At 46.0% G+C, this 10,724-nt stretch carries 22 protein-coding genes; all 22 read left to right on the top strand.

The genetic code is table 11. The features are described 5' to 3' along the window. The first annotated feature begins 14 nt into the window (after nucleotides 1–14). Nucleotides 15–284 (top strand): 30S ribosomal protein S17, encoded by a 270-nt coding sequence (gene rpsQ / locus PHP87_RS04075; protein WP_299918723.1) that lies wholly within the window; start codon nucleotides 15–17, stop codon nucleotides 282–284. A gap of 28 nt (nucleotides 285–312) precedes the next feature. Beyond that, nucleotides 313–681 carry a 50S ribosomal protein L14 gene (rplN, locus tag PHP87_RS04080; protein ID WP_299918726.1) on the top strand — a complete coding sequence of 123 codons (369 nt, stop codon included), beginning with the start codon at nucleotides 313–315 and terminating at the stop codon, nucleotides 679–681. A gap of 19 nt (nucleotides 682–700) precedes the next feature. Continuing rightward, complete coding sequence (rplX, locus tag PHP87_RS04085; protein WP_299918727.1) at nucleotides 701–1,012, top strand: 50S ribosomal protein L24; 312 nt, start codon at nucleotides 701–703, stop codon at nucleotides 1,010–1,012. A gap of 27 nt (nucleotides 1,013–1,039) precedes the next feature. Further along, entirely contained in the window at nucleotides 1,040–1,576 is a 537-nt protein-coding gene (gene rplE, locus PHP87_RS04090) for a 50S ribosomal protein L5 (protein WP_299918729.1), read from the top strand. A 15-nt stretch (nucleotides 1,577–1,591) separates the two neighbouring features. Next, nucleotides 1,592–1,777, top strand: coding sequence for a type Z 30S ribosomal protein S14 (locus tag PHP87_RS04095; protein ID WP_299918730.1), 186 nt, complete (start codon nucleotides 1,592–1,594; stop codon nucleotides 1,775–1,777). Between the two features lie 28 nt (nucleotides 1,778–1,805). Beyond that, on the top strand, nucleotides 1,806–2,204 hold the full coding sequence (gene rpsH / locus PHP87_RS04100; protein ID WP_299918732.1) for a 30S ribosomal protein S8: 399 nt from the start codon (nucleotides 1,806–1,808) through the stop codon (nucleotides 2,202–2,204). A gap of 17 nt (nucleotides 2,205–2,221) precedes the next feature. Continuing rightward, nucleotides 2,222–2,761: a 50S ribosomal protein L6 gene (rplF, locus tag PHP87_RS04105; RefSeq protein ID WP_299918734.1), complete on the top strand. Its 540-nt coding sequence runs from the start codon at nucleotides 2,222–2,224 to the stop codon at nucleotides 2,759–2,761. 21 nt (nucleotides 2,762–2,782) lie between these two features. Then, nucleotides 2,783–3,148, top strand: coding sequence for a 50S ribosomal protein L18 (rplR, locus tag PHP87_RS04110; protein ID WP_299918735.1), 366 nt, complete (start codon nucleotides 2,783–2,785; stop codon nucleotides 3,146–3,148). A 30-nt stretch (nucleotides 3,149–3,178) separates the two neighbouring features. Next, entirely contained in the window at nucleotides 3,179–3,682 is a 504-nt protein-coding gene (gene rpsE / locus PHP87_RS04115; RefSeq protein ID WP_299918772.1) for a 30S ribosomal protein S5, read from the top strand. A gap of 13 nt (nucleotides 3,683–3,695) precedes the next feature. Beyond that, complete coding sequence (rpmD, locus tag PHP87_RS04120; protein ID WP_299918737.1) at nucleotides 3,696–3,881, top strand: 50S ribosomal protein L30; 186 nt, start codon at nucleotides 3,696–3,698, stop codon at nucleotides 3,879–3,881. A gap of 21 nt (nucleotides 3,882–3,902) precedes the next feature. Next, entirely contained in the window at nucleotides 3,903–4,343 is a 441-nt protein-coding gene (gene rplO / locus PHP87_RS04125) for a 50S ribosomal protein L15 (protein WP_299918739.1), read from the top strand. Continuing rightward, nucleotides 4,343–5,608, top strand: a complete 1,266-nt coding sequence (gene secY, locus PHP87_RS04130) for a preprotein translocase subunit SecY (protein WP_299918740.1) — start codon at nucleotides 4,343–4,345, stop codon at nucleotides 5,606–5,608. The genes rplO and secY overlap by 1 nt, the downstream gene beginning before the upstream one ends. A gap of 12 nt (nucleotides 5,609–5,620) precedes the next feature. Continuing rightward, entirely contained in the window at nucleotides 5,621–6,268 is a 648-nt protein-coding gene (locus tag PHP87_RS04135) for an adenylate kinase (protein WP_299918742.1), read from the top strand. Then, nucleotides 6,269–7,033 (top strand): type I methionyl aminopeptidase, encoded by a 765-nt coding sequence (gene map / locus PHP87_RS04140; protein WP_299918744.1) that lies wholly within the window; start codon nucleotides 6,269–6,271, stop codon nucleotides 7,031–7,033. It begins immediately after the preceding gene. A 75-nt stretch (nucleotides 7,034–7,108) separates the two neighbouring features. Then, the gene (locus PHP87_RS04145) at nucleotides 7,109–7,342 is read left to right on the top strand and encodes an RNA-binding protein (RefSeq protein ID WP_299918746.1); all 234 of its coding nucleotides are present in this window, start codon (nucleotides 7,109–7,111) and stop codon (nucleotides 7,340–7,342) included. Further along, a complete protein-coding gene (gene infA, locus PHP87_RS04150; protein ID WP_299918748.1) occupies nucleotides 7,335–7,553 on the top strand; it encodes a translation initiation factor IF-1 in 219 nt (72 codons plus the stop codon). The genes PHP87_RS04145 and infA overlap by 8 nt, the downstream gene beginning before the upstream one ends. 34 nt (nucleotides 7,554–7,587) lie before the next feature. Continuing rightward, nucleotides 7,588–7,701 (top strand): 50S ribosomal protein L36, encoded by a 114-nt coding sequence (gene rpmJ / locus PHP87_RS04155; protein WP_011641683.1) that lies wholly within the window; start codon nucleotides 7,588–7,590, stop codon nucleotides 7,699–7,701. A 21-nt stretch (nucleotides 7,702–7,722) separates the two neighbouring features. Continuing rightward, complete coding sequence (rpsM, locus tag PHP87_RS04160) at nucleotides 7,723–8,091, top strand: 30S ribosomal protein S13 (protein WP_299918753.1); 369 nt, start codon at nucleotides 7,723–7,725, stop codon at nucleotides 8,089–8,091. 21 nt (nucleotides 8,092–8,112) lie between these two features. Further along, nucleotides 8,113–8,505, top strand: a complete 393-nt coding sequence (gene rpsK / locus PHP87_RS04165; protein WP_011641681.1) for a 30S ribosomal protein S11 — start codon at nucleotides 8,113–8,115, stop codon at nucleotides 8,503–8,505. A 16-nt stretch (nucleotides 8,506–8,521) separates the two neighbouring features. Further along, nucleotides 8,522–9,151 (top strand): 30S ribosomal protein S4, encoded by a 630-nt coding sequence (gene rpsD / locus PHP87_RS04170; protein ID WP_299918755.1) that lies wholly within the window; start codon nucleotides 8,522–8,524, stop codon nucleotides 9,149–9,151. Nucleotides 9,152–9,263: 112 nt separating this feature from the next. Then, nucleotides 9,264–10,214 carry a DNA-directed RNA polymerase subunit alpha gene (locus PHP87_RS04175; RefSeq protein ID WP_299918757.1) on the top strand — a complete coding sequence of 317 codons (951 nt, stop codon included), beginning with the start codon at nucleotides 9,264–9,266 and terminating at the stop codon, nucleotides 10,212–10,214. 15 nt (nucleotides 10,215–10,229) lie between these two features. Then, nucleotides 10,230–10,571, top strand: coding sequence for a 50S ribosomal protein L17 (gene rplQ, locus PHP87_RS04180; protein WP_299918759.1), 342 nt, complete (start codon nucleotides 10,230–10,232; stop codon nucleotides 10,569–10,571). Nucleotides 10,572–10,724: the final 153 nt, after the last annotated feature.

The raw sequence follows: 10,724 nt of genomic DNA on the forward strand, positions 1-10,724 counted from the left end.
GGAGGTTTTAAAGGGTGACTGAGAACCGCGCTAACCGGAAAAACAGAATAGGCACCGTAAGCAGTGACAAGATGGATAAGACTATAACAGTAAGCGTGGAAACCGTAAAACAGCATCCTCTTTATAAAAAGACGATTAAAACCAGTAAGAAGTACAAAGCACACGATGAGAACAATGAAGCCAAAACCGGGGATATTGTTAAAATAATGGAGACCCGCCCCTTAAGTAAAGACAAAAGATGGCGACTAGTAGAAATAGTTCAGAAAGCCAAGACTTTGCAATAAGTTTGGTTTTTGGCAGGGAGGTTAAGTTGTGATTCAACAGGAAACAATGCTTCAAGTTGGCGATAATACCGGGGCGAAAAAAGTGCTTTGTATCAAGGTTTTAGGTGGATCTACCCGCAGGTATGCTGGGGTAGGAGATGTCATTGTGGCTTCAGTTAAGGAAGCATCGCCTGGTGGAGTAGTTAAGAAAGGTGAACTGGTTAAAGCAGTTGTAGTACGCACCAAGAAAGAAATTAGACGGGCGGATGGATCCTATATTGCTTTTTCCGAGAATGCTGCTGTTATCATAGATGACAACAATAATCCCAAAGGCACTCGTATTTTTGGACCGGTGGCCCGGGAACTTCGGGAAAAGAACTTTATGAAAATCATATCCCTGGCGCCAGAAGTACTTTAGGCTGTGGGAGGTGTAGTAGATGCGAATCAAAAAAGGTGACACGGTTCTGGTCACAACCGGCAAAGATGCTGGCAAGAAGGGCAAAGTGCTTCGGGTAATACCCGACAAGAATCGGGTGGTAATTGAAGGCGTGAATCGAGTTAAGAAACACCAAAAACCCAGTCGCGCCATTCCCCAGGGTGGTATCTTGAAAATTGAATCACCCCTTAATGCAACCAATGTAATGTTGGTTTGCAGCCGGTGCAACAAGCCTACCCGGATAGCCCATAAATTAATGGAAAATGGCGAAAAGGCTAGAATATGCAAGCAATGCGGAGAGGCTTTAGATTAAAACTCCAGAAGGGAGGCCAGCACTTTAATGGCCAGGTTATATGAGATATATAAGAATGACATTGTGCCAAAGATGATGGAAAAGTTCCAGTATGGAAATATTATGCAGGTTCCCAAAGTAGAACGGGTGGTCATAAATATCGGGGTGGGAGAGGCCATTCAAAATCCCAAGGCTCTTGATGGAGCTGTAAATGATCTAAGCATTATATCCGGCCAAAAGCCGGTTATAACCAGAGCGCGGAAATCAATAGCTGGATTTAAATTAAGGGAAGGTATGGCCATAGGCTGTAAAGTCACTCTGCGGGGGGAGAGAATGTATGATTTTTTGGATCGACTGATCAATCTAGCTCTTCCTCGGGTTCGCGACTTCAGGGGAGTATCTCCCCAGGCCTTTGATGGAAGGGGAAATTATTCCCTGGGCATAAAGGAACAGACCATCTTTCCTGAAATCGACTACGACAAGATTGATAAAATCAGGGGCTTGGAGGTAGTAATTGTTAGTACCGCCAAAAGTGATGAAGAAGCCAGAGAATTATTGAAAAGTATGGGAATGCCATTTAGATAGGGGGAATTAGGAGCAATGGCCAAAAAAGCTATGATAGCCAAGCAAAAAAGAATGCCGAAATTTTCTGTTCGTGGATATAACCGCTGCAAAATTTGCGGAAGACCCCGGGCTTATATGCGGAAATTCGGCATGTGCCGGATTTGCTTCAGAGCGATGGCCCATAAGGGAGAAATCCCCGGCGTTACAAAATCTAGCTGGTAGACGCTTTTATGTAAAGGAGGTATACACCATGGTCATGACTGATCCCGTAGCCGATTTACTTACCCGGATTCGAAACGGCAATATGGTCATGCACGAAACCGTTGAAGTACCCGGTTCCAGAATCAAACTGTCCATAGCCCAGATAATGCAGGAAGAAGGGTACATCAAGGATTATGAATTCGTCGAAGACGGAAAACAGGGGATTATCAGAATATACCTCAAATATGGACCGGATAAAAAGAAGGTAATTACCGGGATAAAGAGGATTTCAAAACCCGGCTTGAGGGTATATGTGAAAAAAGATGAGATTCCCAGGGTCTTGGGAGGATTGGGGACCGCTGTGATCTCCACCTCAAAAGGACTTATGACCGATAAAAAAGCCCGCAAAGAAGGTCTTGGCGGGGAAGTAGTTTGTTACATCTGGTAGCTGAAGGAGGGTACGTAGTGTCAAGAATAGGGAAAAAACCTATCAGCCTACCCGCAGGCGTAGAAGTTGCAATGAATGGCAATGCACTTTCAGTGAAAGGACCCAAAGGGGTTCTGGACTGGGAGTTGCCTGCAGACATAACGGTGGCTCAGGAAGGCAATGAACTAGTAGTAAAAAGGCCCAGTGACATTAAGAAACATCGTGCATTGCACGGCCTTTCTCGTGCTTTGATTGCCAATATGGTTCAAGGGGTTAGCGCAGGTTTTGAAAAGAAGCTGGAACTGGTAGGTGTTGGATACCGGGCCCAAATGCAGGGGAAAAAGCTGGTTATAAGTATCGGTTTCTCCCACCCGGTAGAGGTGGATCCACCGGCGGGCATCGAATTTGAGGTTCCAACCGTCACCCGCATTACCGTAAGGGGTATAGATAAACAACTGGTGGGAAATACTGCGGCTCATATCCGGGCCATAAGGAAGCCTGAGCCTTACAAAGGGAAAGGTATTAAATACGAAAACGAAGTAATCAGGCGTAAGGCAGGTAAAGCAGGCGGTAAATAAAGCAGGAAAGGAGTGTTTTCGTTGATTAAGAAGCCCGACAAAAAGACACTTCGGCAGGGAAAACATAAAAGGGTTCGTAGAAAAGTTGCAGGTACCGGCGATAGGCCACGTTTGTGTATATTCAAGAGCCTTCACCATATATATGCCCAGATAATAGATGACGAAAAAGGAGTAACTTTGGTGGCAGCATCCACCCTGGAAGAAGGCCTTAAAGGATTCGAATCCAAAAACAATATTGCTGCAGCCATAGAAGTGGGGGCCAATATTGCAGAAAGAGCCAGGGAAAAAGGCATTACGATGGTGGTTTTTGACCGCAACGGTTACAAGTATCACGGCTCTATAGCGGCCCTGGCCGACGCGGCCAGGGAAAAGGGACTTGTATTTTAGCGATTATTTCCGTAAGTAAGGAGGGAAATGATGAGAGATAAAGAGCAAGCTGCCCCGGAAATGATAGAAAAGGTTGTAACAATTAGAAGGGTAGCCAAGGTGGTTAAAGGTGGACGCAGGTTTAGTTTCAGCGCTCTGGTAGTAGTGGGCGATGGTGAAGGTAAAGTAGGTACCGGCAAAGGGAAAGCCACGGAAGTTCCGGAAGCTATTCGCAAAGCCGTAGAAAATGCCAAGAAGAATATGCTTTCCGTTCCTTTGATTGACGGCAGAACCATTCCGCACGAAATTGTCGGCATTTTCGGTGCTGGGCAGGTTCTCTTGAAACCAGCCTCAGAGGGTACTGGTGTTATTGCTGGCGGACCGGTAAGAGCTGTACTAGAAGCTGCCGGGATTAAGGATATCCTCACTAAATCATTGGGGTCAGACAATGCAACCAATATAGTACATGCTACCATGGAAGGTTTAAGAGGCCTTAAAAGAGTTGAGGATGTTGCCAGGCAGAGGGGCAAGACCATAGATGAGATCATGAACTAGGGAGGGATACGACTTGGCCAAGCAGTTGAAGTTGACCTGGACTAAGAGTTTCATCGGCTGCCCTGAAACCCAGAGAGCAACGATTAAGAGTCTAGGATTCAAAAAGTTGCAACAGAGCGTTATCAAAGAGGATTGCCCGCAAATACGGGGTCAGATTAACAAAGTACAACACCTGCTGATGGTGGAAGAACTTGATTAGTTAGTACAAGGAGGTTCAATTGTGAGACTGGAAGAACTTAAAGCTCCAGCCGGTGCGAATAAGCATACGAAAAGAGTAGGCCGAGGAACTGGATCCGGCCACGGCAAAACTTCCACCCGGGGGCATAAAGGACAAAAATCCCGTTCCGGCGCTGGAGTGCGCCCTGGCTTTGAAGGTGGACAAATGCCTTTACAGAGACGCTTGCCCAAACGCGGTTTCAACAATATTTTCAAGAAGGTTTATGCTATTGTCAATGTAGAGGATTTGAATATTTTCCCTGATGGCAGTGAAGTCACCCCGGATACTCTACAGGAGGCCGGTTTAGTAAAAGCTTTCAAAGATGGTGTAAAAATACTCGGGAACGGAGTATTGGAAAAGAAATTGGAAGTTAAAGCTCATAAAATTAGCAAGCAAGCGGAAGAAAAGATCACGGCCAAAGGTGGAAAAGTAGAGGTGATATAATGCTCGATTCGTTTCAACAGGCCTTTAAGGTGGGAGACTTAAGAAAGAAACTCCTGTTTACTCTTTTCATGCTGCTGGTTTTCCGCTTAGGGGCACACATAGCCGTTCCCGGGGTCAATCCTGGGGCTATGGAAAAGTTATTAAGCGGTCAGTTATTTGGATTTTTCGACATAATATCCGGTGGCGCTTTTAAACGCTTTAGTATTTTTGCTATGAGCATCACCCCATATATCAACGCCTCCATAATTATGCAGCTCCTAACCGTAGTGGTGCCTAGATTAGAGGAACTGCAAAAGGAAGGCGACGAAGGAAGAAAAGTAATAGTCCAGTATACTCGTTATGGAACCGTTGTCCTTGGTTTTATCCAGGCCATGGGGATGTCCATAGCCTTGGGCAGAAGCGGAGCTTTGATGTATACCGGTTTTGCTCATTACCTTATTATTGCTATTTCCCTGACTGCAGGTACCGCTTTGCTGATGTGGATAGGGGAGATGATTACCGAAAAGGGAATAGGGAATGGAATATCATTAATTATTTTTGCTGGAATAGTATCCCGCCTACCTGGACAAATAGCTGGAGTAGGACAGGAATTGTCCGGGGGAATAATTGGTTATTTAAATATACTTCTATTTATTGTACTGGCATTGGCGATAATCGCGTCTATCATTGCGGTGAATGAAGGTCAGAGAAGACTGCCGGTTCAATATGCCAAGCGGGTAGTAGGACGTAAAGTCTATGGAGGGCAGAGTACCTTTTTACCCCTCAGGGTCAATGCCGGCGGAGTCATCCCCATTATTTTCGCCATGTCCTTGATGATGTTTCCGGCTACTATAGGTTCCTGGACGAATCCCGCTTCTGGATTAAACCGTTTTCTTCAAGAGTACTTTAGTTTTAGCAGCGTTCCCTACAACCTGGTCTATGCTGCTTTGATTGTCTTTTTTACTTATTTCTACGTTGCCATTATCTTTAATCCTATGGATGTGGCCGACAATATTAAGAAGTACGGCGGATTCATCCCCGGTATAAGGCCGGGTCGCCCTACCGCCGAGTATATTGATCGGGTTTTGTCCCGCCTGACCCTGGCCGGGGGAGTATTTCTGGCATTGATTGCCATTATGCCCAACTTTATAATTGGTTTGACCGGAATTACCAGTCTCTGGTTTGGCGGTACGGCCTTGCTGATTGTGGTGGGTGTGGCCCTGGATACCATGAAGCAGATTGAGTCGCATTTACTGCTCCGCAGTTACGAGGGTTTTGTTAAATAGGAGATGAGGCCAATGAATATCATACTGATGGGTCCCCCTGGTGCTGGAAAAGGCACCCAGGCGGAAATGATAAAAGACCGCTTCCCCATCCCGCATATTTCCACCGGGGATATCTTCCGGGATGCGGTAGACAAGGGAAGCGAACTGGGCCAGGAGGCTCAGAAATATATGAGCAGCGGGCAACTGGTTCCGGATGAAATTACTACCGGCATAGTTGAAGAAAGAATAGCCCAATCCGACTGTGAGCAGGGTTTTCTACTGGACGGATTTCCCCGTACTACGGCTCAAGCTCAGGCTCTGGATCAGTCCTTGTCCCGCCTGGGTAAAAAAATAGATCTGGCGATTAATATTGATGTACCCAATGAACTTCTGATTGAGCGGCTATCGGGAAGAATAAGCTGTCAGGAATGCAAACGGGTATACAACCTTAGTTATAATCCTCCGCAGGAGCAAGGAAAGTGTGATAGCTGCGGGGGGGAACTGGTTCAGCGCAGTGACGATCGGGGAGAAACCGTGGCCAAACGGCTGGAAGTATATAGCCAGCAAACTCGCCCTCTGCTTCAATATTACGGAAAGCAAGGTCTCTTGTTCAATATTGAAGGAAGCTGCGGCAGTAGCCAGGTTTTTACCGATATCCAAAAAAAGCTGGAGAGCCTTTAAATGATTAGCCTAAAAAATCGAAATGAGATAGGCAAAATGAGAAGAGCCGGGCGCCTGGTTGGCCGGGTGCTAAAAATGCTGGAGAATATAATAGAACCAGGTATTAGTACCGGGCGACTAAATGCCCTGGCGGAAGAAGAATGCAGACGAAACGGTGCCCTACCGGTATTTAGAAATTATCCTCACCCTAGGGGAGGAAGAGCGTTTCCTGCTGCTATCTGCACTTCACTAAACGAGGAGGTTGTTCATGGTATCCCCGGTTCCAGGCTTCTTAAGGAGGGGGATATCATAAGCATTGATTTTGGGGTTATACTGGACGGATTTGCTGGCGATGCAGCAATTACAGTTCCAGTGGGCCAGGTTGATTCCAGGGTAAGGAAATTGATTACTACTACCGAAGAATCTCTTATGAGGGGTATAGAACAGGCCCAGGCCGGCAGAAGATTAGGTGGGGTATCCCAGGCCATTCAGGAACATGCTGAGAAAAATTGCTTTTCCGTTGTGAGAGATTTTGTTGGGCATGGTATTGGTCGGGATATGCATGAACAACCTCCTGTACCTAATTATGGAAAACGTGATCGAGGACCGGTCTTAAAGGAAGGAATGACAATTGCTATTGAACCGATGCTCAATATAGGTAGTTACCAGGTATATACCAGGTCCGATGAGTGGACAGTGGTAACCCGCGATGGAAGCTGGTCTGCACACTTTGAGCATAGCATTGCCATTACTGCCGGGGAACCGGAGATCCTTACCTTAAGGTAACGGGGGTGATCGGTCATTTATGATGATGATGTAGGAAAAGTAGTTTATTCCAAATCAGGTCGGGATAAAGGCAGGATGTTTGTGGTTATAAAGCTGGTAAACGATCGATTTGTATTAGTGGCTGACGGTGATCAACGTAAAATCGAAAATCCCAAGCTCAAAAACATCAAACACCTGCAATGGACCAGGCTCAAGGCGGAGGAAGTTGAAAGCTACCTGGCGAGAGGCGAAATTCCCGGGAACCATATTATTAGAAAAAACCTGAAGAGAATACAGGACGGAGGGGAAGGGGGTCTAATTGATGGCTAAGGAAGATGTCATTGAGCTCGAGGGGACGGTGGTGGAACCGTTGCCCAATACCATGTTTAAAGTCGAACTGGATAATGGCCACAAAGTCCTCGCCCACATATCTGGAAAGATGCGCATGAATTTTATTAGGATATTACCCGGAGACCGGGTGATGGTGGAATTGTCGCCTTATGATTTAAACCGGGGAAGAATTATATATCGTTTTAAATAAGGAACTTGGCAAGGGCTAAGAGGAGGTAATCGTTTTGAAGGTAAAACCATCGGTAAAGCCTATCTGTGAAAAATGTAAGATTATCAAACGCAAGGGAAAAGTCATGGTTATTTGTGAAAACCCCAAGCATAAGCAAGTGCAGGGCTAATAAACAGGGAGGTGAGCGAATTTGGCAAGAATAGCAGGTGTTGATTTACCCCGGGATAAGAGAATTGAAGTATCCCTTACCTATATATTCGGGATAGGAAGGCCTTCATCCCGGAAAATACTGGCGGATGCGGGTATAAATCCCGATACAAGAGTAAAAGATTTAACCGAGGAAGAAATTTCCAGGTTAAGAGAAATTATCGAGAAAGAATACCATGTTGAAGGAGACCTGCGTCGTCAGGTAAATATGGATATTAAGAGGTTGATGGACCTGGGTTGCTACCGAGGAATCCGTCACCGTCGCGGTTTGCCGGTAAGAGGACAGAAAACCAAGACCAATGCCCGTACCCGCAAGGGACCCAAACGTACCGCCGGCGGGAAGAAAAAATAATCTACAAAGGGGGAAGAATCAGTGGCACGCAGGACTACTACAAGAGTCAAGAGACGGGAAAAAAAGAATATCGAACATGGTATAGCACATATAAAATCGACCTTTAACAATACCATTATTTCCATTACGGACCGGCATGGTAATGCCATATCCTGGTCCAGTGCTGGAACCATTGGCTTCAAGGGATCGAGAAAAAGCACGCCTTTTGCCGCTCAGCAGGCAGCGGAGAACGCGGCTAAAGCAGCTATGGAACATGGACTTAAAGAGGTGGAGTGCTATGTTAAGGGACCCGGAGCAGGGCGTGAAGCTGCTATTCGCTCGCTGCAGGCGGCCGGCCTGGAAGTAAGCGTTATTAAAGATGTTACTCCTATTCCACATAATGGCTGTAGACCGCCCAAGAGAAGAAGAGTTTAAGGAGGTAATGGTTTAAGTGGGAAGATATACTGATTCAGTCTGCCGCCAGTGCCGCCGGGAAGGGGAAAAGCTGTTTCTCAAAGGCGACCGGTGTTATTCGGAAAAATGTTCGATTAGCAGAAGAGCTTACCCGCCAGGTGCCCACGGGCAGGGACGCCGGCAGAAGCCCAGTGAGTATGGGATTCAATTACGCGAAAAGCAAAAAACCCGTAGAATATATGGGATTCTGGAAAAGCAGTTCCGCAATTATTTTCGGAAGGCTGATCGCAAGCAGGGAATAACCGGCGAAAACTTACTGGTAATTTTAGAAAGACGTTTGGATAATGTAGTCTACCGATTGGGTTTTGCCTCCTCCCGGAAAGAGGCCCGGCAACTGGTTAATCACGGTCACTTTTTTGTAAACGGCCACAAAGCCAACATTCCTTCGTTGCTGGTTAGGATAGGGGATACTATTGAAGTTAGGGAAGGCAGTAGAGAATCCAACAAATTTCAAGAAATGAAAGAACAAGCTGCCTATAAGACCCCACCCGAGTGGTTGAGTGTGGATGCGGAGAAAATGACCGGTACAGTTCTGACCTATCCGAGGAGAGATCAGATTGATACACTGGTAAATGAGCAGCTTATTGTTGAACTTTATTCCAGATAGAACACCTCTAAGCCAGTACTCAGGTTTTTAGGAAAAGGTCGAGGCTGGTTGGATGGCCAGGCAATAGCTTAAACTGGCCTGGTTCCGCCCAATAAAAGGAGGGGATATAAAAATGCTGGAGATGGAAAAACCACGTATAGAATGTGTGGAAAAGAATTCAAGCAACAATTATGGAAGATTTGTTATTGAACCCCTGGAAAGAGGGTATGGAACTACTCTGGGGAATTCACTGCGCCGAGTTCTTCTTTCTTCTCTGCCAGGAGCTGCAGTTACATCCATAAAAATTGATGGAGTACTCCATGAGTTTTCCACCATTCCCGGTGTTTTGGAAGACACCACCGAGATTATTCTTAACATCAAAAAGCTGGTTCTAAGTTATGCCGGCAACGAGCGCAAAATTATCCGTCTGGAGCTGCAGGGACCGAAGGAAGTAAAGGCTGCTGATATTACGCCTGATGCCGAAGTAGACATATTGAATCCAGATTTGCATATTGCCAGTTTGGATGAGGACGGGAAAGTGGAGATCGAAATGATGGTGGAGCGGGGTCGGGGTTATGTAAGCGCTGACCAGCAGCCTCAGAAAAATGATGAAATTGTAGGCCTGGTTCCTATAGACTCCATATTCACACCGGTGACCCGGGTCAATTATACAGTAGAGAATGCCCGGGTGGGAAAAAGGACGGACTATGATCGTCTGAACCTGGAAGTATGGACCAACGGCAGTATAAACCCGGAGGAAGCTATCAGCCTTTCTGCTCAAATACTGATTGAATATTTGAAGCTCTTCACGGAAATAGATGATACCTATGCCGAGGTAGAAATCCTGGTCGAAAAGGAAGAGGAAAAGAAAGATAAGGTTCTGGAAATGTCCATAGAGGAACTGGAGCTTTCGGTAAGAGCATCCAACGGCCTGAAGAGAGCCAGTATCAACACGGTAGGAGACTTGATTGCTAAAAACCGTGAGGAAATGAGCAAGATAAGGAATCTAGGACAGAAATCACTTGAGGAAATTGAAAGAAAGCTCAAGGAATTAAATCTATCTTTTAAGAAGTCAGAAGATTAGAAAGGAGGGGCCCCCGTGAGTTATCGCAGGTTAGGGCTCAGGAGTGATCACAGAAGGTCAGTGCTCAGGAACTCGGTGACCTCTCTGCTGAAACAAGAAAAAATCAGCACCACTGAAACCAGGGCCAAAGAAATTAAGAGATTGACGGAGAAAATGATTACCCTGGGCAAAAGAGGAGATTTACATGCTCGCAGGCAAGCTGCTGCCTATATTATGAGCGATGAGGTAGTACAGAAGCTTTTCAGTGACATTGCTGGCCGTTATGAGGATCGGAATGGTGGTTATACCCGATTGATAAAAGCTGGCTATCGCAAGGGTGACGGCGCACCCATGGTTATTCTTGAACTAGTGGAATAAAGGGAATAAGTCGTCGGTCGTCAGGCGTCGGGAGACGGAACAGTAGTTTAGCGATTGTTCAACTATTGTTTAACCATTGTATTAGTAACGTGAGGGGTTTAAGTTATTTCCCGCCAGGTCTTACTATCCAAGCCCCTAATAACTCACCTTTCA

The organism is Syntrophomonas sp., from assembly GCF_028707975.1.
Taxonomy (GTDB): domain Bacteria; phylum Bacillota; class Syntrophomonadia; order Syntrophomonadales; family Syntrophomonadaceae; genus Syntrophomonas.